Origin of the sequence: Neobacillus niacini (assembly GCF_031457145.1) — a bacterium.
Lineage (GTDB): Bacteria > Bacillota > Bacilli > Bacillales > Cytobacillaceae > Neobacillus > Neobacillus niacini_J.
The window spans coordinates 71,359-95,770 of record NZ_JAVDVZ010000002.1 but is presented as its reverse complement, the minus strand read 5'-3'; the positions used below and the strand labels follow the sequence as shown (position 1 = coordinate 95,770).

Below are 24,412 nucleotides of genomic sequence, written 5' to 3'. Positions count from 1 at the left end.
AAATGGATTCACTTTCATATCTTCTTCAAGGGTTTGAAACGGCGTTTACCGGGTGGAATCTGCTGTACTGTTTAATTGGTGTTTCCATCGGGATGTTTATTGGTGTTTTACCTGGCCTAGGCCCAGTGGCTGGAACCGCTTTGCTATTGCCGATCACTTATGGCATGGATCCGATTTCCGCGATTATCATGCTCTCGGGTATTTTTTATGGCTCTATGTACGGTGGGGCGATCACTTCCATATTAATCAACACGCCCGGCGAGGCGGCATCGGTTGTCACTTGTATCGACGGTCATCAGTTGGCGAAACAAGGACGTGCTGGGGTAGCACTGGGGGTGGCTGCCATCGGGTCCTTTATCGGCGGGATCGTGGCAGTTCTCTGCTTGACGTTTATTGGTCCACCGTTGGCCAACTATGCCCTCAAATTTGGTCCACCTGAGTTCTTTTCCATCATGATGCTGGGGTTGTTAATGCTGATTGCCTTGATGGGAAAATCGTTGGTAAGAGGACTGATTGCTGCAGTCTTTGGGTTGATTTTATCGTTAATCGGCATGGACCCCATATCGGGGCAGATCCGCTTCACCTTTGGACAGATGGAATTGTTAGACGGTCTTGACTTCGTCATTATCGCGATGGGCTTGTTCGGTTTATCAGAGATTTTTACCAATGCCGAAAATCAAATGGAAATTGAAAAACCGGAAGAAATCCAGGGTCTGTTGCCAAGAATGGACGAATGGGGCCCGACACTTAAATCGATTGGGAGAGGGACTGGAATAGGGATGGTTCTGGGGTTAATACCGGGCGCCAATGCAGTTATTGCCTCGCTTTTGTCCTATTCTCTGGAAAAGAAAATTTCTAATAATCCGTCCCGATTTGGAAAAGGGGCTATCGAGGGTGTAGCTGGGCCGGAGACGGCAAACAATGCCCACAGCGGCGCGGCGCTGATTCCATTATTTACGCTGGGGATTCCCAGTTCGCCGACTGTTGCTGTTATATTAGGAGCGTTTATCATGCACGGTTTAACACCAGGGCCTGGCCTGTTTACGAATAACCCTGACTTTGTGTGGGGCGTTATTGCCAGTATGTTTATTGGAAACGTGATTCTGTTGATCCTGAACATGCCCCTTGCTGGAATGTGGGCAAAAGTGGCCATGATCCCCTATAAATTGTTGTTCCCACTTGTTCTAATCGTCATACTGATTGGGACATACAGTATCAACAACAGTTTATGGGATGTGGTGATGACGGTTATCTTTGGGGTGATAGGATATATCATGAAGAAGTTGGACATTCCGATTGCCGCAACGGTGTTGGCCTTTGTACTGGGGGGGCAGATTGAATCTTCACTGCTCCAATCGCTCGCTACATCGGAAAATGGCGCAATGATCTTCTTCACGCGTCCGATTTCGGGTACCATAATGGGAATCTGTTTCATCATCTTGATCCTCAGTATCAACAGCGTAATCAGGAATAAACGCTCCATGCTTTCAAGCGACGTTGAAATCTGAGTGGAGGCCTGAACAATGCATTTTATCAAGCCATTATTTCAACGTAGCGACTGCTTTTCTTATGGGAACTGAGCAAGGAAAAGCAGAGTGGAATAAACGTATTCCCGTCTGACCAGCCTAATGTGAGCATACGGAATCCACGAACATACTTACCTGTCGTATGATCGTGCACTTTCGCTAAAAGTTCTACCGTCTTACTTCGGGTACGTGAAAAGAAGGAATCGTCAAAGATCAGTACCTTCACACGGTCTTCTTCCGTTAGAGGATCGACCTTTGTCTCAATCAGCCCACAGCTAAGAAGTAACAAGAACTTTCGCCAATTGTAGCGACTGGAATTGAGAAAACGTTAAACGCTATCCTTCCCGGGACGGTTGTACGTGGGGATATTCCTCCCGGAGAAAGGTTAGTGCAGGAGGAATTAGCTAATTCATTAGGTGTTAGCCGAATGCCGGTCAGGGAGGCGCTTCGGAAGTTGGAGATTGAAGGGTAAATTAAAATTGAACCACATCGCGGGGCCGTCGTGAATTCATTAAATGTTGAAGATATTGAAGATATCTATCAATTAAGATCTCAGCTTGAAAAGATGGCCGTACAGCAAAGCATAAAAAATATCGAACCAGGAGCATCGAGATATTTTAGAGGCGGTAAAAAAGAGTGATTCTCAGCAAGCGGCAGAGCTGGTCTCAAGACACATAGACCGTACAGGAAAGGAATTAGTTGAAAAGATTGAAAAAGTGGTGAAAAATTTAGCAGTTTCTGAGTTAGAAGACAGATAATTTAAAAATGGAAATTTATTTAAGTTAGAAAGATAACATAATGGAGTAAGTAGTTTTCTCGATTCACTCTCGCAGAAAGGGATTTATAAATATGCAGACGTTAACAAAAGGAAAAATGATAGAAAATATCATCGATCAGATGAACTGCTTAAATCTTCCTCAATTGGAAACCTTGCATAAAGCGGTAGGTGCCTTACAAGCAACTTCATATGAGAAGTTCCATAATCTTGGAAAAATCCTTGGAATTGTGTGGAATGAGCAGGGAGAAATTCAAATGCATCTTGGAGCATTCAACGCCAATACTTATGGAGTGGCCCAAGGTGGTGCGTTATATACACTTGCGGATGTCGCGGTTGGATATAAGATTCTCAATCAATTGAAAGCAAGCCAAAAAAGTCAAATAATCCTTTGGTTGTGGTAAGCGGTATTGCCAAAAGTGATGCTAACATAGCAGCGACTCAATTGAAACCCCGTTTAGAAGATTATTATCACACACCTCATAAAGAAGCATCAAATATACTTTATAATACTTGTAGTTTTGGACCTGAGAGTGTTGATTCGTTGCAGATATATGATAGTTTTAGTAGTCATATTATCTACGCTTTGGAAGGATTTGGTTTTTGTCCGATAGGTGAAGCAGGTTCATTTATTACAACAGGTGCAATAGATCCGGGTGGGAAACTGCCGATTAATACTTCGGGTGGACATCTTTCTGATTCATATATGCAAGGATGGAATCATCAAGTTGAGGCAGTTAGGCAGTTACGTGGATACGCTGGTAAAAGACAAATTGATAGCTGTTTTAATATTCAATACATAAGTGATGTTGCCGGAAAAGTAAATACAATCATGAATTCGAAGGAGTAAAGGGAATGCAAAGGCCTTCACCAATTAAAGGAGTTTACGAAGATCAGTTTTGGAATTATGTAAACAATGATGAGTTACTTTCCCACTCCCTTTTAATTTTTCCCACAGGTAATCTTCAGACAAACAATTATAGCAAACTGGTGCAGGTGGATACCAAAATTGATCACAGTTCTTACACTTTTGCAAACGCAATTTATCACGAACTCGTTATATTATGGGGCGTTAAAGCTAGATAATTCACAGATATAGAAAGTTGCTCCAGTAAAAGAAGTGACGCGGTGTAACGATTAAGTTGGAGGGGTTGGCCTTCAAATTTGTCTATCTTTTCACAAATGTTCAATGAGTAGGGTTCGAATTTGTACTGAAGTAAAAAGTTATTTTCAAAAAGGAGTGTTAGAATTATGTCGTTAAGAATTCCAAAATTCAATGAATTACCGACAATAGGAGAAAGTAATGAACATCATGCTTGGGAGGTATTTGGTAAAGAAGACCATCTTGGAACGATGAACTTTATCACAAATGAAAAAGTGGTTTCAGCATGTACTATGGTTAGGAATGGTAAAGTCATTTGTTTATCGTTACCCCTTAATGTTCCAAGTCCCAGTTTGGTAAAGAGTCGGGATGATTTCCGTCATGAAGTTCATGTTAGTAGATCAGGTCGAGATGATTTATTAGATAACTTCTACTTGCAGAGCTCCAGTCAATGGGATAGTTTGCGCCACATTAGGTATCGTGAGTTTGGGTACTATGGCGGAAGAGAAGAGAGTGATCTTGATACTAGTAATGATCTTGGAATTGATTTTATAGCCAAAAATGGAATCATTACCCGTGGTGTATTAGTCGATCTAGAAGCCTACTTTGCTACTACAAATTACCCTGTAGATCCAAGAGAGCGAAGAGCTTTCACGACTCAAGATATTGACAGAGTGCTTGAATGGCAAGGAGTGACCGTTCTTCCTGGGGATATCTTACTTTTTAGGACTGGTTGGTTAAAGTGGTATCTATCAATACCTACAGAGCAAAGGATTGAGTTAAAGGGAAGTATGCATCCTGGAGAGGGAGGTTTAGATGTTCCTGGTATTGAAGCTGGGAAAGAAACTGCACGATGGCTTTGGGATCATAAAGTAGCAGCTGTCGCTGCAGACAATCCATCGTTTGAGGTACTTAGAGTAAATAAAGAACGAGGATTTCTTCATAGATTGCTTATACCACTATTAGGTATGCCAATAGGAGAATTTTGGTTTCTTGAGGACCTGTCGGAATTCTGTTCGAGCTCTAAGCAGTACGAATTCTTACTTGTGTCTGCTCCCTTAAATCTGCCGAAGGGTGTTGGGTCACCCAATAATGCTTACGCTATATTCTAGTATAGTTCGCCTGATTGATGACCATAAACATAGCAATATAGGGCAAGTCATCAAAACACACTAATGAAGTTAGTAAGTTAGGAAAGTACATAACTCCAAAGAAAGAAGAGCGTACGAATGGGAATAGCCATTCGATTCCTGCTAAAACAGGATTCTAGTCCGTTTAAAGAGAGAGATGCTGGACGTGTTGACGGTGTGAGTGAGTCCAATGTGTTCAACTTATTTTTGCAGAAAATATACCATCCAAACCACATATGCATTTTGATCATGCGTGGAATCTAGATTTATTTCCCAATGCTCAAATCATTATTCAAAAAGAAGAAGTTATTCACGCCATTAAGCCAGTTCCGATTCAAAGAGGTTACTATAATAAAGAATTGAATGTCAAATTAATATCTCGCAATCAACCTAAAAATTTATTGATTATTGAGGGAGACTACTTATTTAAAGACGGACTTGAAATTGTTTTTACACCAGGTCATACTCCGGGCTCTCTATCCGTCATTGTAAATACAGAAAAGGGGATGGTTAGAATAATGCAACAGGTTATATTGTTGTACCAGCGCATGACCGTCGGATTCGTAAAAAATTCCTGAAGAATGGTGGGGTAAACCTGATAAAGAAGTGTTGATAACATCTTAAAGCTATGCAATTGCTGGAATCATGATTTAGTCTTTCGTTTTATCAGGAGAGACAATAATTACTTCATATATATTTAAAATTGAATAATGAAAAGGGGAGTAATAAAGACGATGAACCTCAAAGATAAAGCTGCCGTAGTTGGTGTAGGAACTACAAAATATGGAGTTTTCCCGGAACATGATGATTATAGTTTAGGTGTCTGGGCTTTTAAGGAAGCTCTAGAAGACTCAGGAATAGACAAATCGGAAATAGATGGATTAATTGTGAACCGAATTTCAAATTATCAAAAGATGGCTGAGATACTGGGTATTAATCCTACTTTTATCAAGCAGCTTCCTTCCGAAGGTAGACAGTCAGGTACGTCGATACAACTAGCGGTTATGGCTATTGCTCTAGGAATAGTGAAAACGGTTGCATTGATCTATGGGAATAATGGAAAATCTATTGGGATGAAGTATGGAGGAATGAATAGTACTTATGGAAGTGGAAATGGGAGTGAATGGTTTCCATACGGAATGACTTCTCCAGGTGCACATCATGCTTTAATGTTCCAAAGACATATGCATTTATATGGAACCACATCAGAGCAACTTGCTGCCATTCCGATCGCATTTCGTAAGCATGCTAGTTTGAACCCTAATGCAGTTATGAGAAAAAAAATCACGGTAAAAGACCATCAAACATCTAGGTATATAGTGGAACCGCTTCACATTTATGATTATTGCTTAATTAATGATGGTGCTGTTTGCATGATTCTCACTTCAAAAGAAAGGTCGAGAAACTATAAAAAGAAACCTGTAATAATCAGTGGTTTTGGACAGGCAACAGCATTTACCAATTCTAGTGTCCCTCCAGAAGACTTCTGGTATGAGGCTATGAATGAGACTGCAACTCAAGTTTATCGAATGGCAGAAGTCGATAGAAATGATATGGATGGATTAATGATTTATGATAATTTTTCGCCTACGGTTCTATTTTCTTTAGAAGGGTTCGGTTTTTGTCCAATAGGTGAAGCAGGAGAATGGATCCAGAACGGCCGTTTGGAACTGGAAGGTGAATTCCCGACGAATACAAATGGAGGACATTTATCTGAAAGTTATATGCAAGGATGGAATCTTAATGTTGAAGCTGTTAGACAGTTGAGGGGGGAATGTTTGGAAAGACAAATCAAGGATGCGAATTTCATACAATATATGTGCGCATCTCCTGTGGTTACTTCAATCATTTATAGGAGGGATTATTAATGGCGGTTTACAAAAAGCCATTACCAATGGTGGATGAAACTAATAAGCCTTTTTGGGAGGCTGCAAAAAATCGAGAGATAAAAGTTCAATACTGCAATACTTGTAACCACTATCGCTATCCTGTGTTTTCCTCCTGTCCGCTATGTTTATCGACAGAATTTCAGTGGAAACCTGTTTCTAAAACAGGGGAAATATGGTCTTATGGATTCTTCCATAAGAACTATTTTCAAGGTTTTGAGAATGCACTTCCTTACAATGTGGCAGTGATTAAGTTAGATGATGGCCCGAAGTTATTCTCTAACATTGTTGAAGTTACAAATCATGATTTACGTGTTGGAATGAGAGTAGAGGCCTTCTTTGAAGATATAACAAATGATCACACGATTATAAAGTTTAAAATAATAGAATAATTAATCCAAAATAGTAGGTTTATGTTAAATAGGTAAGTAAAAGGTTGACTATAAGAAAAGGAAGGTTATTTCTCATACTGTTTAGCTTATGGAAATCCAGCAAATTGAACCGAACACTTTAGTAGTGTTGTCTAATAATGGGTCTAGAAAAATGCCAAGTTCCAAAAAATAAAAGGATGATCAATGTGAGAAAAAATTACTTGAGGGTATAAAAGTCTTAGATTGTTCAAGTTTTGCAGTTGGAACTTGGTCAGCCTCTTTTCTCGTTGAAAGAATCGACATACTGGATGCAAGCATTGAGGAAAAACATGTTCCATGTGGTTATTATCATAGCGTGGATCAACTAATCTACCACCTACCACACTCACATAGTAAAAAATGATTTTATACAGCAATTGCCTTTCAAGAACGGTGCTAGCTTAAAAGCCGGGGCGTATCCTTGGAAATTTTCCGAACATGACCTCAATATAAAACCGGCACCCGAACCATATGAACAACGAAACGAAATATTGAAACAATTATCCTTGTGGGGAAAATAGCATAGTTGAATATGGACCAGCAATACCTTGAGCATATTCAATATTTTTTATATCGGAGAATTGGTTCATTTATTTCCCCACTAAGAATGAATGGCTGAATCTATTACAATCAGCAGACGTGCTTGTTGTGGATTATGATTTACATATAGAACGTACGGATCTTGGAGCTGAGGTTGTGAAATTAGATCGATGGTGATTAAACCAGAAAATTAGGTGCACCAATTGACAACAATATGAGCTACCTCTTTTACACTTTAAATAGAAATAATGGGTCTTGGGAAGAAATATGCAACTTCTAGGGTTAGAGAAACTGGCAATTGATGGAAGATTTGATTCAGTGAAAAAAAGAACGCCTATAATTTGACAGCTTAAACCTTTATTGGAAGAAGGGTATTCGCAACTTTTCTTCAGAAGATTTGATGAAAATCTGACTCAACTTGGTGCTATTGTTGTTCCAATTAATGATATGAAAAGATTATTTAATCACGAACAGGTAAAATCTATTGATATTTTAAAAAGTATAGATTATAGAGGTGAAATCTATAGAGTGATTGGTGCGCCATGGAATATATTGGAATATCCGCTAAAAGTTGATGATTTATATCAATTCTTTATTTTAAAAGAAAATACCATAGTAATGAGTAAGGTTAGTATATTACAAAATAAATAGGATTATAGAGGGGGAAATCAGATGAAAGCAATGGTTATCTACGAACCAGGCGATTCGACGGCTTTAACACTTGAGGATATACCGGTTCCCATTCCAAAAGGACAGGAAGTTTTAATTAAAGTGCATGCTTGCGGTGTTTGTTACCATGACGTAGTCACTAGAAATGGAACTATGAAAAGAGGAATTAAAATGCCTCTTATACCTGGTCATGAAATATCTGGAATCATTGACCAAGTGGGTGACCAAGTAAAAGCGTTTAAAATCGGAGACAGAGTTGCTACAACTCAGAGAAGTCATATTTGCGGAAAGTGCAAATGGTGTAGAAGCGGTAAAGAGACATCATGCCCAGAACGGACATTTTTAGGAGATAATGGATTAAATGGCGGTTATGCAGAGTACGTTTTGGTCGAGGAAGATAATTTAGCAATCGTTCCAGATGAGGTTACTCTTGATGATGCAGCTGTCACAGCTTGTACGATTGGAACCGAATTCAATGCAATAAGAGATGTGGGAAAACTGGGAATAGGTGAAAAAGTATTAGTGACAGGCGCAGGGGGAGGCTTGGGAATACATGGTGTGCAGTTGGCAAAAAGTGCCGGTGGATTTGTTATCTGTATAACTACATCTCCAGAAAAAGTGGAGGTGATTAAAAATGTGGGAGCCGATGTTGTCCTTTTAGTTGGAAAAGATGAAGAATTCTCAAAAAAGGTATTAGAAGTTACCGATGGCTATGGAGTAGATGTTGTCATTGATAATGTTGGTAGTCATGTTTTTAATTCAGTTCGAAAAAGTTTGGCAGTTGGAGGACGTTGGATCCTTGTTGGTCAATTAACAGGCGCTTTTGTGTCTTTTAATCCTGCCCAACTATTTTCAAAAAACATCCATTTGTTATCTGCTACAAGCACGACAAGACAGCAATTAATTGATTCTTTGGACCTGGTAAAGAGAGGATTAGTATCCCCACATATTTCCGCAACATATCCTTTGGAGAGTGCAGCTGAAGTTCATAGAATGATGGAATCAGGGACAATAACAGGAAGAATCCTTTTAAAACCATAAAATAAACTTAGTGAAGCCTATTCAATTAGAAGAATATTAAATTTAGCAAAAATAGGGGGGAATAGAATGTTTTTGTCTAAACAATCCTACTGAGGCAGCCGGAATCGGTGCTTTTGCGACGTTCCTTATCGCACTTATTAGGAAGAGGTTAACCTTTAAGAAATTAGTCGGCGCGATGTCTAAAACCTTGACGACAACAGGATTTTTGTTTGCGATTCTCATTATGGCATTTCTACTAAATTATTTCTTTACGGTTACAAGGGTTCCACTTTTCTTAGCTAATATTCTTACTGGGTTATCTTTACCACCTGCAGCTTTATTTGCGATTATTATTATTATGTATATCATTCTAGGAGCAGTTATGGATGCGCTAGCGATGGTTGTTATTACAATTCCACTTATTTTACCACTTATCCTTGGGATGGGAATGGATGATTAGCGAAAACGTCAAATTGTCCCAATTTTCTTGCGATGAAGACGAGATCGCGTTTAAGTTTATGTCTCGGAACTTCATCTTACTTCTTTGTATAAAAGCTTTATATTGTGTATTTTCAGGATCCGGATTAATTGTAAATTCTTCTAGAAAGAGCTCTTACTACTAATATACGAGGAGAGAATACAATGAATAAAAATGTAATTTCAATAATGGGTACCGGTCCTCTTGGGCTCTGGACTGCAGCAGCCTTGGAAAGTGAATTGAAATCAAGTGATTTTCATATACGAATGGGTAATCGCCGAGGTCAAGCACCTGCTTGGGTGCCTGAAAATGTCCGGACTGCTATGAAAAACGGTTGTTTGAGCTGGCATGAAATTGATGCCCTTAATGCCGAAAGCATTCGGAATTTTGCGGATGGTTCGTCAGTTCTGATTCATACGGTCGTTCCCCAGTACCATGAATGGGTTGAACAATTGCCTATTATCCAGCAGCACGTTAACGATGCAGCCTTGGCCACTAAAGCTCGACTGATTTGTGCTGATAATCTTTATGTATATGCACCACCGGTATCTGGCCCCTTGACTGAAGACTCGGAAAGAAATCCACCTAGTGAGAAGGGCCAGGTTCGTCTAGATCTACATATCATGTTGCGCAAAGCGCGGGTAGAACACGGGCTAGTGTGGTCGACGTTGCAAGCCTCTCAATATTTTGGTCCGGGGGCCACCCGTCAAAGTGTTTTTGGGGATAGATTTATAGATCCGTTATTACAGGGAAAGACGGTTCAGTTTCTGGGCAATCCAACCTTGCGTCATTCTTGGGCGTACGCTCCGGATATTGGACGAGCCATGGCCTTGCTCGCTATGACTCCACATTCCAAGTTATTGAACCGTTCCTGGATTATACCGCATGTGTCGCACCTTCCTTCTCAAGATCTTGCACAATTATTCATTGCAGAGTTGAACTGCCAGGGAATTATTTCAACTAGGAAACCACAAACTGGTGTCATTACACCATCTATGCTCCGCCAGTTAGGATCTGATAATCCCGTCCTTAAGGCGCGAGAAGAAATACTCTATCAGTTTCTGATGGATTTCGAAGCGTCGGGTGATCAATTCATAGCAGCTACAGGTTTTGTACCGACACCTTTGGAGCAAGCCATTGCGAAGACGATAGCCTATTGGAAAGTAACCAAATTTAAATAACATTTTTTAGTAAGAAGAGGCATATTAGACGGTCTTTGCTACAAATTATGCAAATGAAAGAGTTGTGTTCAATCGCTCAATCGGACAAAACCAAGGAATTTCATTCCCGATTGCGCGTGCCCATGTAAATGTGGAAGCAGCAGACCTAATGCGCTTCAAAGCAGCGGCATTGTTTGACGCAGGGAAAGTGTGTAGAGCAGAGGTAAACATGGCAAAGCTGCTTGCAGCAGATGCATCTTGGGGAGCAGCAAATACAGCATTACAAACACACGGAGGTTTCGGTTTTGCTGAAGACTGTGATGTAGAGCGTAAATTCAGGGAAACACGTCTCTATCAAGTAGCTCCAATATCTACTAATTTAATTCTATCATTCGTAGCTGAACACGTACTTGGATTACCTAGAACATACTGATGCACACGGATTTGTGCTTCTAATCTTAGTGAACACTTTACTTCTCATATTGGGAATATTTTTAGTGTTTTGTGCAGCAATTAATTATTGTTGTTCCAATTTTGTTACCGTTGCTTTGGCAATACGAAATCAATTTGATTCATTTTTGAGTAGTTATGATTGTTAATATGGCTATAGGGCTCTTAACCCCGCCACTAGGAGTCAATATATCTGTTGCCAAAACACTCGGTGATATCAAAATGAACTCCTTAATCGTTAATGTAGTCCCCCTATGTTTATATTAATTATTAATCTACTAGTGTTTACGTTCATACAAAAACTTTCTTTATACCTGTTAGGACAGTAATTAACAGGGGTAAAGAATTCAATAAATGGAGGAAATAATAATGTTATATATAAATGGTGAATTTAGAGAGGCAATTTCAAAAAATACGTTTGATGTAATTAATCCGGCTACTGGAGAATTAGTTCAAAAAGTAGCAAAGGGTGGCGCAGTTGATACGGAAGAAGCGATCAAGGTTGCAAATGAAGCATTTAAATCTTGGTCTGTATTAACAGCAAAAGATCGTTATGGTTACCTAAAGAAAACAGCTGATATTCTTCGCGATCGCACGGATAAAATTGCCGAAATTCTGACACGTGAAATGGGGAAGCCAAAGGATGAAGCAGTTGGGGAAGTCAGTTTAGGAATTGACTATCTTGATTGGTATGCAGAAGAAGGGAAGCGTATTTATGGCGATACGATTCCGGCATCAGAGCCAAACAAGCGGTTATTAGTGCTTCGTCAACCGGTAGGAGTAGTAGGAGCCATTACACCTTGGAACTTCCCATTTTCCATGATCACAAGAAAATTGGCACCGGCCCTTGCAGCTGGATGCACCATTATTGTAAAAGCTGCATCTGTAACTCCTTTGTCAGCCCTTGAAGTGTTCAAAGCCTTGCATGATGCTGGGGTTCCTGCTGGAGTCGTTAACCTAGTAAATGGATCTGCATCTGAGATAGTTGGCGCCATGATGGACAGTCATATGGTTCGCAAAATCACCTTTACTGGCTCTACGGAAGTAGGGAAAAAATTAGTCAGTCAATCTGCTAAGACAATGAAGAAAGTATCAATGGAATTGGGTGGACATGCACCATTCTTAGTATTCGAAGATGCTGATCTAGAGCTCGCTGCAGAGGGTGTTATGGCTAGTAAATTCAGGAACGCAGGCCAAACCTGTGTATGCGTAAACAGGATTTATGTCCAAGAATCAGTGGTCGAGAAATTTTCTAGCATTTTAGCTGAAAAGATGAAAAGATTAAAAATCGGAAATGGTCTTGAAGATGGTGTAACGATCGGTCCACTAATTAATACGGAAGCAACAGAAAAAGCCCAAGAGCATATTGATGATGCAGTGGAAAAAGGAGCAACGATCCTTTGCGGAGGCAGCAGGCTCACAGAAGGTGAGTATGCAAAGGGAAGCTTTTTCGCCCCTACAGTTCTTCTAAATGCTAATCACAATATGAAAATTGCTTATGAAGAAACATTTGGTCCAGTTGCTCCTATCTTCACTTTTAAAACTGAGGAAGAAGCAATTAAATATGCAAATGATACCATCTATGGTCTGGCTTCTTATATCTTTACTAACGACGGATCCCGTATGTTTAGGGTTCCAGAAAAATTAGAATATGGAATCGTTGGAATCAATGACCCTCTGCCAACAGTTGCACAAGCACCGTTTGGAGGAGTTAAAGAATCTGGGGTTGGACGCGAAGGCGGTAAGTACGGCATCGACGATTATTTGGATTACAAATATCTTTCCTTTCAACTTAATTTCTGAATGAAATTCATGTTGCCTATCTCACACTAGAAAGAAGTTTGCCTCTGAAAGAGCCATTTTTGTTCTTTTCGGCCATTTTCGTTTCTAGCTTGTTAGTAATCTTTTTATATATGTACTTAGAATGAGTAAATTTAGTTCACAAAATATTTCCATATTATAAAAATAGAAAAAGACAAATACGCAAATCTGGTTTAGAATCAAAGTTCCTACACAATAATCCATCCAGAGGAGCGTTATTTGTCCAATGAATAGACTATCATATCAAGAAGAAATCTACAATGGCTTAGTAGAATGGAAACTTCCCTTTTACTTTTCAAAACCTGTTATCAACCATCTTACTAACTTTGTAGATGGGATGTTAAGTGTTGGATTCTCAGGCAAACTCACAGAAATTCATTCTTTCAGTTTTCAAAAGAAACACCGCACAACGCTTAGTCATTTCTTAAAGAAGGGTTCGTGGAACGAGCACGACTTACTCTTTATCAATTTTTAGTTGACTTTGAAGCTTCAGGTGATCAATTTGCGGAAACTACTGGATTTGAAGCAACACCTCTAGATCAAGCCTTAACTGAAACGGTAGAATTCTGGAAAAATACCAAATTCAAATAATCTTATTTCTTTGTTTGTTAACTAATACTAAAGTATAAATATTTTTCGATTATAAATTATCTTTAATAGAAAGCAATAGGAATTCATATAATAAAATCACTTTGAATGCACTAGCACCCAAGTAAATAATTTTCAAAATTTACTTGGATGCTTTTCATCAAAAAGGAAGGGATAATTACCTTGAAAAACGCCGAAAAAATAGCTAAATTTATTACAGGGATTAATTACGATGTTGTTCCCCTAGAAGTTAAAGAAAAATTAAAAACGATATTATTACATAACCTCTCTATTGGAATTGCAGATAATTCTAGTATGATATTAGCTCAAAATTATTTAAAAATGGGAAGTTCAGAAAAATCAACTGAAGCAACTATATTTTTCAACGGGTCATCAACAACAGCACCTAAAGCCGCCCTTATTAATGCTATTATGTTTCACTCTCGGGCCCAGGATGACATCCAACATAGCTGTGGTACGCATATAGGTTGTATTGTAATACCGGCGGCATTAGCAATTGCTGAATCAAAAAGGTCAAATGGAAAAGATTTTTTAAGAGCTATATTAGCCGCATACGAGGTAACCTCATACGTCGGAAATGAGTTTAGTAAAGCGACAACATTGAAAGGTTTTCGCGCATCAGGAATATATGGACCTATTGGAGCTGCAACAGTAGCATCAATATTATACCATTTAAATGAGGAACAAACCGCCTCTGCATTATCATTAGCCGCTAATTTTTCTTCTGGACTCAATCAAACATGGATCGCTGGGACTAGTGAATATCAATTACAAACAGCTATGGCCTCGATGCATGGAGTACTTGCTGCACAATTAGTGCTAGCTGGATTTAATGCTGCTCCTGACACGTTCGAAGGTTCTAAAGGCTTTTATAATGCATATACTGGTGAACCTCAAAACATCTCAGATAGGTTGGATTCTTTGGGAAACTCTTGGGATATATTAAATGTAACATTAAAACCTTATCCAGTCTGTACAATTAATCAAGTTCCTGTAATTAAAATGATGGAAATTATTCAAAATAATAATATTAACGCTAAAAATATTAAGCGCATTAATATTACTATGAATGAATACGAGGCTGTTTATCCAGGAGTTGACAACCAGGGGCCTTTTAACAGTTCTTCCGCAACATTAATGAGTATCCAATTTTCTTTCGCCCTCGCTATATTATATAAGACTATAAGAGTTGATTTATTACAACTAACGGAAAATGAAGAAATATTAAAACTAACAAAGAAAATTGAAGTAAGCAAAAATGAGGAATTACCACGGTATAGCAGTATAATTAGCATTTCATTAAATGACGACAGGAATATTACAGTTGAAATTAACCAAGGAGAAAAGCTATTGGAGTATGGTTGGGATCGTGCACTACAATATATAACAAATATTAAGAATGAATTAATGATTACACCAAGGCAGTTTGATAATCTAATTGCAGAAATAGAAAAATTGGAATTTAAAAAAGATATTAGACAATTAATTAAGAGTTTATCAACTGAGTCAATCTCATAATATCTCTTCTTAAAAATACAAAATCCTACTGTATTTAGATAATTTGAAGCTATCCGAGTTTTATGGTCACATCATAGTTAAGTCATTACAATCAATTTAAGAGGATAATGCTGTTGGTATGTCAACTGTCCCAGAGGCGATTGTAGCGATTCACGGAGGTATGAAAGTACTTGGTATTTCCTGTTTAACCAATATGGCATGCGGGATTCTAGATCAACCATTAAGTCATGATGAAGTCATTGAAGTGGCTCCAATGGTAAGAGAGAAATTTATCAAACTAGTGAAGGAAACCATTGCAAGAATGTAATAGATTATATTTTCATGCTGACTTTTTATCATGATGATAAAAAGTCAGCTGAAGTTGTACAAGATAGGTACTGGCTAAATGATCTATCTTGTTAAGTGAAATTTAGGCGACGAGTTTTAGCCCAATGGATGCACCTAAAATTAATGCAATACATACGATCATTCTCCAATCTTTTGATTCGATAATGGAGGTGCTTTTCTTTTGTCACAACAAAATTATCCATTGTTTCTCCAAATAAAATCAGGGCTTGGGTAACTCACTCCCAGTTACCAACTTTTTGCTTTGAAGAAATAACTCCTTCTTTTCGAAAGAACCTTCCCGATCGTCCACTTTGATTTTGTATTTCAAAAGAGAGTCAAGAAAATAAGTATCCTTTTGAGTAAACATTTTGTTTTTAGTTAAAAATAGTTTACATAACATGTTTAGGAGGTTTCAGTATGGATCTTGAAAGATTAGAACAATTCCCACGTAAACCCGCCAAGATTATTTGTATGTACTCATACTGTAATTAACAGCATCCATATAACCTCTGATTGCCGATTGGATAATTAATTCATAAGCTTCTTCAAACCTATATTGATTTTCCAGTAATAATGCAAGATTGAACATTGAAGGGGGGTATCCGTTGTTTACCGCAGTCCGATAGTAGTATTCTGCTTTTCTATTATCTGGTGAAATATCACAATAGCCGTAGTGATAAATTTTGCCCAATCTATCTATAGCTTTGTTTACCCCTTCAATTGCGGCAATATTTAAGGAAGACAATCCTTGATTAATGTCCAAAACAACACCAGTACCATATAGAAGCATTTGACCTTGGTAATAGAGAGCTTCCGCATGTCCATTTTCTGCAGCTGCTGAAAAGCAATGAAAAGCCTTTAAGTAATCTTGTGAAACTACTAACTTTTCACTACCGTAATAGTAGTGTTGCCCCATTTCAAACTCCGCACTGGGAAAGCCTTTATTTAGTAAATATTTAAGAATCCCTAATGCCTCCAAAAAACATTCAGATTCATAGAATCTCTTATATTCATGAAAGAGAACATGAGGATTATAGTTAAGATTATTTTCCATTTCTGCTAGACAACAATCAAAATTAAGTTTAAATGCATCATTTTTCAAATTAATTCCTCCTAAGATGTTTTCATATTTTGAATTAATGTAGCTGACAGACTTTAATAAAAAAATGTAAAAATAAACATCCCTTGATTACTCTGCTATGAATAAACAAGGGATGCCAAAATTTCGCCAATAAGATGTCAGAATTTATTAATAAACTTATATTCAAAAGAAATTGTTAAACTAGTATATTTTCTCTTTTTTTACGTTGAATTTCCTTTTCTGCAAGCTCCCACCAACGATCGGGACTAGTTAAAGGAATATCTGTACCCATTGTGCCTGGCGTCCTACCGATATCTATCGTATGTCCATCATCGTTAAAATTTGTACAAATTCGGTAAATATCTTCAAAATCAGCGAATGACATGATCAGGACCTCCTTCCAAATAGGATTAGGGGATAAGAATTTTCAAAATCCCTTTTCTAAATTATACGCCCAATCTTTCTTCATAATTGGAATAATAATGAACATATTTTGAATCTTATAACAATTCAGAAAAGCGTGTCCACCAGCCTGTTATTTTATTAGAATTGTGTGGGATTTAAATGGAATAAGAAAGAAGAATAAACGAACCTAACATTTATATTGGAAAGTTCAGTCAGTTCAAGCCTGTGAATGGATCTGAGGAATTATGAGAAGTTGTTAAAGAACATCATGATATTTGGAAGTTTAATATTTTGGGTTACAAACTGATGGTGTTCGATCAGAAAAAATTGTTCAGAACGACTTGTATGATATAGAGGGTTAGCTATAGTACCATAAGGAAAAAAGATGTAGCCTGGCTTTTTCCAGGCTACACTTTTTTAAGTCGAATAATATAGTTTTTGTAAAAAACATATTGTGAGAATGGCAGAAACCATTTGTCTTACATCGTACCCCGAGCTTTAAAGATACCTTATTTTTGAGCTTCCAAAAGCTCAGGAGAAACGGTAAAAGCTGCTTCCGTTTTTTCCGTTACCTCAGCAACCGTCACACCGCTTGCTGTTTCAATGAGTACCATGCCTGATGGTGTAAAATCAAATACAGCTAGATCAGTGATTAAGCGGTGGACAACTTTCTGTCCAGTTAACGGTAGGGAGCACTCTTTCTTTATCTTGGACTCACCATACTTATTTACATGTTCCATAATAACGACAACCCGTTTGGCACCGTTAACGAGATCCATTGCTCCACCCATCCCTTTGATCATCTTACCGGGAATCATCCAATTAGCCAGATCACCGTTTTCAGATACTTCCATGCCGCCGAGGATGGCTAAGTCAATATGTCCGCCGCGAATCATTGCGAATGATTCAGCACTGTCAAAAAACGAAGCTCCAGGTACAGTGGTAATTGTTTCTTTTCCTGCATTAATCAAATCTGGATCTTCCTGACCATTAAACGGGTAGGGCCCAATGCCTAGGAGACCATTTTCTGATTGTAATAATACATTTATATCTTTTGGAATTTCATTCGCCACCAAAGTAGGTAAACCGATTCCAAGGTTGACATTCATACCATCTTTAATTTCTTGTACTGCTCTATTTACTATTGATAAACGTATGTCTTTCAAATGTATCAGCTCCTTATATTAATTACGCATGAACAACAGTGCGTCGCTCAATTCGTTTTTGATAGTTAGTTCCTAACAGGATCCTCTGTACGTAGATACCTGGTGTATGGATTTCATCTGGATTTAGCTCGCCTGCCTCAACAATTTCTTCTACTTCTGCAATCGTGATTTTACCTGCCATTGCTGCCAATGGATTGAAATTTCGCGAGGTTTTACGGTAGACTAGGTTACCAAGAGTATCGGCTTTCCATGCTTTTACTAGGGCAAAGTCCCCAACAATCCCGCGTTCAAGGATATACGTTTTTCCATCAAATTCTTTGACTTCTTTTCCTTCTGCAATCGGGGTTCCCATACCTGTTGCTGTATAAAAACCAGGAATCCCTGCACCGCCTGCTCGAATGCGCTCAGCAAGAGTACCTTGAGGAGTCAATTCAACTTCTAGTTCACCACTAAGAAATTGTTGTTCAAAAATTTTATTTTCTCCAACATAGGAAGAAACCATTTTTTTAATTTGCTTATTTGCTAGTAAGAGACCTAATCCCCAGTCATCAACACCGCAATTATTACTAACAACCGTTAAATTTTTTGTTCCTTGTTCCCTCAAGGCTTGAATCGCCTTCTCCGGAATACCGGATAGACCAAATCCGCCGACAATTAAAGTTGCACCATCCTGGATATCTGAAACCGCTTCCGAAAATGAAGTAAGTATTTTACTAGATTTCATGTATTTTTCCTCCCCTTAGTCTGAATATTCTACTATTTAATAGTTTACATGCGATTGATTTATAAGTAAAATACATAAAAAGAATATATACTATGAAAATATGGAATAAATGGAGGGGATTATGTGGAACTTCGTGATTTAAAATCTTTTATTGAAGTCGTGAACCATCAAAGCTTTACCAAAGCCGCGGCTCATTCCTACCTTTCACAGCCATCTTTCAGTAAAGCCGTGAAAAAGCTAGAAGTAGAATTGAATGTAGAATTGTTCAATCGCACAACCCGCCATTTACAGTTGACCGATGCCGGACAAATTGTTTACCAGCAGGCGCAAAAATCATTGGCAGCCCTATCTGAGATAAACAATCTGCTTGACGATTTAAGGAATGTTGCATTTGGTGAAATCAAAATCGGGATTCCGCCGCTAATTGGTACTTTGTTTTTCCCGATTCTGGCGAAGCGGATCCAGGAAAAATACCCTAACGTTTCCCTTCAGTTAGTGGAGCGTGGAGCAAAACTAATTGGCCAGCTTGTTGAGAATGGCCAGATAGACCTTGGAATTGTGGTGCTTCCAGAAGATGATTTAAAGTTTACAATTCGTCCATTTATTACAGATGAATTTGTTCTTTATGTACATAAACAGCATCCACTTGCTAGGAAGAGTTCAGTTACGATTCCCGAGTTAAAAGGAGAAAAGTTTATCCTTTTTTCTGAAGAGTTTACGCTGCATGATTATATTAAGGATGTTTGCCTAGGTGCAGGATTTATGCCTGAAATCGCCTATCAAAGTTCACAGTGGGATCTAATAACTGAACTTGTTTCTTCTGAATTTGGTGTAGCTTTACTGCCAAAGTCTATTTTCCAAAAACAAAATAATCGTAACCTTCAAATCGTTCCAATAACCGAACCAACCTTGTATTGGAGACTTGGCATTATCACGAAAAAGGATACATATCACAGTTTTGCCTTGAGAGAAGTGTTAAAAATACTTGAAAATGGAATAGTAGAGGATTAAAAGGAGTGAAGACAAACTAGTAAAGTTTGAATAGAAAAATAAATTTATTTCTGAAAGTTTTATAAAATATAGAGAACATTTGATGCTTTAACACCGCTATAATGGGAATTTAAATTATTATTCTGTAGCGTCACAAATCACAGATGATTTAAATGTGATGAACAACCGCCTTCATAAAACGTTATATAATCGTTTAAAAGAAATGAGAAAGGAAGCAACGTTCCAGGACTTCACAAAATCCTTGCAGAAACGGTATAAGGGTTATGAATGTAAGCTCTATATAAGAAAAACCGGGCTATGCCCGGTTTTCTTAAAAAATGATTTTGGTTGCTTGCAAAGTGTGATTTTGAAATCGTCGAACTTGATTAAAATTCCTCATAAACCGCAGGATCCTGATTAGCAATCCTTCCATCAGGGCGGCTTAAGGCCGAAATCATAGCCATTTCTGCATCATCTAGTGAGAAGTCAAAAATGGAAATGTTCTCTAACTGGCGAACTGGTGATGCTGATTTAGGAATTGAAATCGCTCCAAGCTGATAGTGCCAACGTAAAACGATTTGTGGAATCGTTTTGTTATGTTGGGCAGCAATTGTTTGAAGTGAATCAATTTCTAAGTCTTTGAATCCGCGAGTGAATGGGCTCCAAGATTCTGTCGCAATATTTTTCTCTTCATGATATTTTCTTTGTTCAGCCTGGTTAAAGAATGGATGTAACTCAATTTGGTTAATGCTTGGTTTGACGCCGGTTTCCTTTTCCAAACGATCCAGGTGTTCAGGTAAGAAATTACAAACCCCGATTGAACGAATGAGTCCCCATTTTTTAGCGTCAATCAAAGCCTGCCAAGCTTCTACATATTTATCCTGGTTAGGGTTTGGCCAGTGAATGAGGTATAGATCATAGTAATCTTGGTTAGCTCGGTATAGAGATTCTTGAATGGTTGTTACTGCTTTGTCGTATTCCTGATAGCGACCTGGAAGTTTGGAAGTAATGAGTAATTCATGTCTTGGTATAGAACTGCGGCGAACAGCTTCCCCAACCGTTCCTTCGTTTTCGTAATTATAAGCTGAGTCAATAAGGCGATAGCCATTATTGATCGCACTTACGATGGTATTTACTCCATCATTTCCTTTAAGAGGGTATGTACCAAAACCAATCACAGGCAAAGTTAATCCATCATTTAACGTAACCTCTGGAATCCTAATTTCCATAAACTAACACTCCTCTCCATTAATATCTTAAGATTAGCACAACTTTGAAACGTTTTCATTAATGAGGATTGGGAAAACAAGGGCGGCTTCCACTAGTATTGAGCACTTCAAAAATATCCCATAATTTAAAAAATATGTATTTACAAACAAGAAAAAAACTCCTATCGTAGAAGTGGTTGACCTTGTTTTGTTCCCTTTAACAAACAACACTCATTTCTAAATAGGCCCACTTATAGATATTTCTTCGCTAGTTCGTCAGTGTTTTACCACATTATCAACATATTAAGTTTTAATGACTCCCGGCCTATCCATTGCACCAACTACTTCTAATTAGCTTTCGGTTACCCAAATGTATTGGCACTACGGCAATATTCAGCCGACTTCACAATAGTGAAGAATGTTATGGCCATCTTAAGCGAAGTTGTACTAGCAATAAAACTAGTGAGTGGTGCACCAAGTACCAGTCCCCCCGTTACACTATTTAAAAAATTCTAAACATACTTCTATTCTTCTTAAGATATTTCCAATTAGTGCCCCCTCAAAAAAAGCATTTTCATTAACTAAAAATTCCTTTTCTTAAGAGTTCTGAAATGGCATTTGAACGATTTTTAACTCCTAGTTTTTATGCTAAAATATAACTAAACAAAAGATGTATACAACAAGTATATTAATAAAAGACTCTATAAAAAGAGTCTGAAAAAGTATACATACAATTTACCGAAAATTACAAATACTAATTTAACTTAAAGTAAGTAAAATCATTTATCTCTAGGAGGGGAGCGCTTTTGCCATTAAGCCATGAGATTGTACAAGCTATCCGTCAAAGACAGAAAAAAGGATTACCAGAGGAAATTCGCGAAAAGGTGATTCTCCATATTTGTGATACGATTGGTATTTCCTTAGCTGCTAATAAAGGTGCACCGATCGCTTTACAATCTATCGCGGGTCTCTCTATAGGTGTAAAAGGTGGGACTGGCCGAATAATAGGAAGTGAGCAGCGATTACCTCCCGCCTATGCAGCATTTGCAAATACGGCTCTAGCGCATGCATTAGACTATGATGATATTAATGATTTAGCTAGAATTCATCCAACTCCTGTTACATTAGCTGCCGCATTAGCAGCAGCTGATGCTTGTGATTCAAGGAGTACGGACCTTATTACTGCAGTTGGACTAGGAAACGAGTTATTGTGTCGACTTGGATATGCAATCGAACCCAGGGGTATTGGAGTTGATTCCAAATGGTTCTTAAGTCAACTGTTTGGCTATTTAGGTGCCGCAATCACTGCTGGACTTGTACTTGGATTAGATGATAAGGAGTTAGTTCATGCCTTAGGACTGGCATATATGCAAGCAGCAGGCGGTAAAGAGCCAGGAGTGGGAACTGGTTCTCAAGCAAGATCGATTTATCCGGCCTTTTCATCGATGGGTGGTGTTCAAGCAGCATTTTTGGCTAGAGAAGGGGTGAGCGCACCTGCAAGTTGTTTGGATGGGAAGACAGGTCTCTTTCTAAATTATTTTGGAAAGAATTTAAATGAAAAACAACGAAGTGTATTATTAGACACTGAAACATGGGCATTTTCCGATACATCTATTAAACTTTATCCTAGTTGTCGTTATTCACATCCATTTATTAAATCTGCGCTTATTCTTCGAAAGCATTTTAGGCTTAATGAAATTGAGCAGATTGTGATTGGGGTAAATGAAACAGCGGATATGTTATGTCAGCCACTTGAGGAACGCTGTCATCCTAAAACATTACAAGATGCTAAATTTAGTATTCCTTTTATGGTTGCTTTTGGATTGGTTCATGGGAGTGTTGACTTGAATAATCTAACCGAGACTGCCCTTTTGGATACTCAGGTTTTAGATTTGACTACTCGTATAAAAATTGAGCAAACACAGGCTGATACGCCTGGAATTCCTTTAGGAGATATTAAGATAGTAACCGCCCACGAAACCAAAAGACAAGTAGAACGCATTCTTCCTGAAACACCTTACGATGAAGTGAAAAAGAAATTTATTGAGTGTTGTCAGTATGCAGACTTAGCTGATTCTGAATTGATGTGGGAGGAGTTAAGCCATAATCTAGATTTTGAAAAATTAAATAGATTACCAATCATTATTCATAAGAATCTCTATGGTCGATCCACCAATTCGGTAAAGCATTAATCCATTGGAGGACTGACCCTGTTTTTTATGAAAAAGTCACCTTCAAACCAATGAGGACAAAAACTCTGAAAGGAATCTGAAGTCCATCATGAAGGTGATGATAACCAAAACGCGGTAGGAATGAGGAGGAAAAGGTCATCATGAAGGTGATGATAACCAAAACGCGGTAGGAATGGGGAGGAAAAGGTTATCATGAAGGTGATGATAACCAAAACGCGGTAAGAATGAGGAGGAAAAGGTCATCATGAAGGTAATGATGACCAAAACGTGATAGGAATGAGGAAGAAAATGTTATCATGAAGAGAATGATAACCTAATCTCCGAAGGACATGCCAAGGAAAAGGTCATCATCCAGCCACATGGTCCTTTTTATTGGTATAAGCCAAAAACGTGTAATATTACTGCATTTCTCCTATACTAAACGAGAACAATGGAATAGGAGGGATAAATCATGCAAATTGAAATGTGGACTGATTTTGCTTGACCATTTTGCTATATTGGCAAGAAGCGTCTGGAGGACGCTCTTAAACAGATAGACCACCCCATTGAAGTGACATATCGAAGCTATGAATTGGATCCGACAATGGGACGGGATGTAAAAGAAAAAATGTACGAAACGCTAGCCAAGAAATATGGTATGAGCATTGCACAGGCAAAAGCAAATACCGATAGAGTGGTACAAATGGCCAAGGAAGTTGGATTGGATTATCATATGGATACTCTCATCCAAACGAACACCTTTGATGCGCACCGTTTAACGTTGTATGCGAAAACTCAGGGACGAATGAAGGAGATGACCGAGCGGATTCTAAGTGCCTATTTTACCGAATCCAAACATATTGGCGATCATGAAACTTTAACGGATCTTGCAGTAGAAGTAGGCTTAAAGCGTGAAGATGTAGCTAAAATGCTTGCAAGTGAGGAAATGGCAGATGCTGTTCGTTCAGATGAGCAAACAGCGAAACAATATGGAGTTACGGGTGTCCCATTCTTCCTGATTAATAAAAAATATGCCCTTACCGGTGCCCAGCCAACGGAGACGTTTGTTCAGGCATTGAAAAAGGTCATAGCAGAAAATGAAATTACTGTACTAAACAGCCAAGACGGAGTTATCTGTGATGACGATGGCTGTGAAATTCCGAAAAAGTAGTAGGATAAATAGAATGGGACGGCAATTAAGCCGTCCCTTCTCATTCCTCAAAAATTATCTTGATTTAACGGGTGA

The 24,412-nt window shown here is 38.3% G+C and carries 27 protein-coding genes and 4 pseudogenes; 25 read left to right on the top strand and 6 right to left on the bottom strand.

Annotation, left to right across the window (positions count from 1 at the left end; all coding sequences use genetic code 11):
* The first annotated feature begins 2 nt into the window (after positions 1-2).
* Positions 3-1,508 carry a tripartite tricarboxylate transporter permease gene (locus J2Y03_RS05275; RefSeq protein ID WP_310191581.1) on the top strand — a complete coding sequence of 502 codons (1,506 nt, stop codon included), beginning with the start codon at positions 3-5 and terminating at the stop codon, positions 1,506-1,508.
* Positions 1,509-1,554: 46 nt separating this feature from the next.
* On the opposite strand, the pseudogene J2Y03_RS05270 reads toward J2Y03_RS05275, so the two are convergent.
* Positions 1,555-1,854 (bottom strand): annotated as a pseudogene (locus tag J2Y03_RS05270) (transposase); the annotation flags it as partial.
* Positions 1,855-1,914: 60 nt separating this feature from the next.
* On the opposite strand from J2Y03_RS05270, the gene J2Y03_RS05265 reads away from it, so the two are divergent.
* The 21 genes and pseudogenes from J2Y03_RS05265 to J2Y03_RS05170 form a co-directional block, all read left to right on the top strand.
* Entirely contained in the window at positions 1,915-1,998 is an 84-nt protein-coding gene (locus tag J2Y03_RS05265; protein ID WP_310192987.1) for a GntR family transcriptional regulator, read from the top strand.
* Positions 1,999-2,028: 30 nt separating this feature from the next.
* Positions 2,029-2,166 (top strand): hypothetical protein, encoded by a 138-nt coding sequence (locus J2Y03_RS05260; RefSeq protein ID WP_310191580.1) that lies wholly within the window; start codon positions 2,029-2,031, stop codon positions 2,164-2,166.
* Positions 2,117-2,284 (top strand): FCD domain-containing protein, encoded by a 168-nt coding sequence (locus J2Y03_RS05255; protein ID WP_310192985.1) that lies wholly within the window; start codon positions 2,117-2,119, stop codon positions 2,282-2,284. The genes J2Y03_RS05260 and J2Y03_RS05255 overlap by 50 nt, the downstream gene beginning before the upstream one ends.
* Before the next feature lie 91 nt (positions 2,285-2,375).
* Positions 2,376-2,705, top strand: a complete 330-nt coding sequence (locus J2Y03_RS05250; protein ID WP_310191579.1) for a hypothetical protein — start codon at positions 2,376-2,378, stop codon at positions 2,703-2,705.
* A 41-nt stretch (positions 2,706-2,746) separates the two neighbouring features.
* Positions 2,747-3,151, top strand: a complete 405-nt coding sequence (locus J2Y03_RS05245; RefSeq protein WP_310191576.1) for a thiolase C-terminal domain-containing protein — start codon at positions 2,747-2,749, stop codon at positions 3,149-3,151.
* 5 nt (positions 3,152-3,156) lie between these two features.
* A complete protein-coding gene (locus tag J2Y03_RS29120; protein WP_310191573.1) occupies positions 3,157-3,387 on the top strand; it encodes a hypothetical protein in 231 nt (76 codons plus the stop codon).
* A 165-nt stretch (positions 3,388-3,552) separates the two neighbouring features.
* A complete protein-coding gene (locus tag J2Y03_RS05235) occupies positions 3,553-4,515 on the top strand; it encodes a cyclase family protein (protein WP_310191570.1) in 963 nt (320 codons plus the stop codon).
* Positions 4,516-4,769: 254 nt separating this feature from the next.
* Complete coding sequence (locus J2Y03_RS05230; RefSeq protein ID WP_310191568.1) at positions 4,770-5,111, top strand: MBL fold metallo-hydrolase; 342 nt, start codon at positions 4,770-4,772, stop codon at positions 5,109-5,111.
* A 156-nt stretch (positions 5,112-5,267) separates the two neighbouring features.
* Complete coding sequence (locus J2Y03_RS05225) at positions 5,268-6,401, top strand: thiolase family protein (RefSeq protein WP_310191565.1); 1,134 nt, start codon at positions 5,268-5,270, stop codon at positions 6,399-6,401.
* Complete coding sequence (locus J2Y03_RS05220) at positions 6,401-6,811, top strand: Zn-ribbon domain-containing OB-fold protein (protein ID WP_310191562.1); 411 nt, start codon at positions 6,401-6,403, stop codon at positions 6,809-6,811. Before J2Y03_RS05225 ends, J2Y03_RS05220 begins: the two co-directional genes overlap by 1 nt.
* Before the next feature lie 918 nt (positions 6,812-7,729).
* Entirely contained in the window at positions 7,730-8,020 is a 291-nt protein-coding gene (locus J2Y03_RS05215) for a hypothetical protein (RefSeq protein ID WP_310191560.1), read from the top strand.
* A 21-nt stretch (positions 8,021-8,041) separates the two neighbouring features.
* Positions 8,042-9,079 carry an alcohol dehydrogenase catalytic domain-containing protein gene (locus J2Y03_RS05210; protein ID WP_310191556.1) on the top strand — a complete coding sequence of 346 codons (1,038 nt, stop codon included), beginning with the start codon at positions 8,042-8,044 and terminating at the stop codon, positions 9,077-9,079.
* A gap of 61 nt (positions 9,080-9,140) precedes the next feature.
* The gene (locus tag J2Y03_RS05205; protein ID WP_310192982.1) at positions 9,141-9,518 is read left to right on the top strand and encodes a TRAP transporter large permease subunit; all 378 of its coding nucleotides are present in this window, start codon (positions 9,141-9,143) and stop codon (positions 9,516-9,518) included.
* A 182-nt stretch (positions 9,519-9,700) separates the two neighbouring features.
* The gene (locus J2Y03_RS05200) at positions 9,701-10,717 is read left to right on the top strand and encodes an NAD-dependent epimerase/dehydratase family protein (protein ID WP_310191554.1); all 1,017 of its coding nucleotides are present in this window, start codon (positions 9,701-9,703) and stop codon (positions 10,715-10,717) included.
* Between the two features lie 49 nt (positions 10,718-10,766).
* A pseudogene (locus J2Y03_RS05195) lies at positions 10,767-11,129 on the top strand (acyl-CoA dehydrogenase family protein); the annotation flags it as partial.
* 155 nt (positions 11,130-11,284) lie between these two features.
* A complete protein-coding gene (locus tag J2Y03_RS28885; protein ID WP_396954171.1) occupies positions 11,285-11,413 on the top strand; it encodes a TRAP transporter large permease subunit in 129 nt (42 codons plus the stop codon).
* Positions 11,414-11,515: 102 nt separating this feature from the next.
* Positions 11,516-12,949: an NAD-dependent succinate-semialdehyde dehydrogenase gene (locus J2Y03_RS05190; RefSeq protein ID WP_310191552.1), complete on the top strand. Its 1,434-nt coding sequence runs from the start codon at positions 11,516-11,518 to the stop codon at positions 12,947-12,949.
* A gap of 244 nt (positions 12,950-13,193) precedes the next feature.
* Positions 13,194-13,427, top strand: a pseudogene (locus J2Y03_RS05185) (IS701-like element ISPlan1 family transposase); the annotation flags it as partial.
* Positions 13,406-13,558 (top strand): hypothetical protein, encoded by a 153-nt coding sequence (locus J2Y03_RS05180; RefSeq protein WP_310191550.1) that lies wholly within the window; start codon positions 13,406-13,408, stop codon positions 13,556-13,558. The pseudogene J2Y03_RS05185 and the gene J2Y03_RS05180, both read left to right, overlap by 22 nt.
* 180 nt (positions 13,559-13,738) lie before the next feature.
* The gene (locus J2Y03_RS05175) at positions 13,739-15,094 is read left to right on the top strand and encodes an MmgE/PrpD family protein (RefSeq protein ID WP_310191548.1); all 1,356 of its coding nucleotides are present in this window, start codon (positions 13,739-13,741) and stop codon (positions 15,092-15,094) included.
* Between the two features lie 106 nt (positions 15,095-15,200).
* A pseudogene (locus tag J2Y03_RS05170) lies at positions 15,201-15,401 on the top strand (phosphorylase family protein); the annotation flags it as partial.
* A 483-nt stretch (positions 15,402-15,884) separates the two neighbouring features.
* On the opposite strand, the gene J2Y03_RS05165 reads toward J2Y03_RS05170, so the two are convergent.
* The 4 genes from J2Y03_RS05165 to J2Y03_RS05150 all read right to left on the bottom strand — a co-directional run bounded on the left by J2Y03_RS05165 (position 15,885) and on the right by J2Y03_RS05150 (position 18,797).
* Positions 15,885-16,523: a tetratricopeptide repeat protein gene (locus J2Y03_RS05165; RefSeq protein ID WP_310191545.1), complete on the bottom strand. Its 639-nt coding sequence runs from the start codon at positions 16,521-16,523 to the stop codon at positions 15,885-15,887.
* A 175-nt stretch (positions 16,524-16,698) separates the two neighbouring features.
* Positions 16,699-16,887 carry a hypothetical protein gene (locus J2Y03_RS05160; RefSeq protein ID WP_310191541.1) on the bottom strand — a complete coding sequence of 63 codons (189 nt, stop codon included), beginning with the start codon at positions 16,885-16,887 and terminating at the stop codon, positions 16,699-16,701.
* A 529-nt stretch (positions 16,888-17,416) separates the two neighbouring features.
* Positions 17,417-18,073, bottom strand: a complete 657-nt coding sequence (locus J2Y03_RS05155; protein ID WP_310191539.1) for a CoA transferase subunit B — start codon at positions 18,071-18,073, stop codon at positions 17,417-17,419.
* Positions 18,074-18,095: 22 nt separating this feature from the next.
* Entirely contained in the window at positions 18,096-18,797 is a 702-nt protein-coding gene (locus J2Y03_RS05150) for a CoA transferase subunit A (RefSeq protein ID WP_310191538.1), read from the bottom strand.
* 123 nt (positions 18,798-18,920) lie between these two features.
* On the opposite strand from J2Y03_RS05150, the gene J2Y03_RS05145 reads away from it, so the two are divergent.
* Positions 18,921-19,808 (top strand): LysR family transcriptional regulator, encoded by an 888-nt coding sequence (locus J2Y03_RS05145; protein WP_310191535.1) that lies wholly within the window; start codon positions 18,921-18,923, stop codon positions 19,806-19,808.
* Positions 19,809-20,173: 365 nt separating this feature from the next.
* On the opposite strand, the gene J2Y03_RS05140 is transcribed toward J2Y03_RS05145, so the two are convergent.
* Entirely contained in the window at positions 20,174-21,016 is an 843-nt protein-coding gene (locus J2Y03_RS05140) for an aldo/keto reductase (protein WP_310191532.1), read from the bottom strand.
* Between the two features lie 785 nt (positions 21,017-21,801).
* Here J2Y03_RS05140 and J2Y03_RS05135 point away from each other — a divergent pair.
* Both J2Y03_RS05135 and J2Y03_RS05130 read left to right on the top strand, forming a co-directional pair.
* Positions 21,802-23,187: an MmgE/PrpD family protein gene (locus J2Y03_RS05135; protein WP_310191529.1), complete on the top strand. Its 1,386-nt coding sequence runs from the start codon at positions 21,802-21,804 to the stop codon at positions 23,185-23,187.
* Between the two features lie 496 nt (positions 23,188-23,683).
* On the top strand, positions 23,684-24,337 hold the full coding sequence (locus J2Y03_RS05130; RefSeq protein ID WP_310192980.1) for a DsbA family oxidoreductase: 654 nt from the start codon (positions 23,684-23,686) through the stop codon (positions 24,335-24,337).
* The last annotated feature ends 75 nt before the right edge of the window (positions 24,338-24,412 follow it).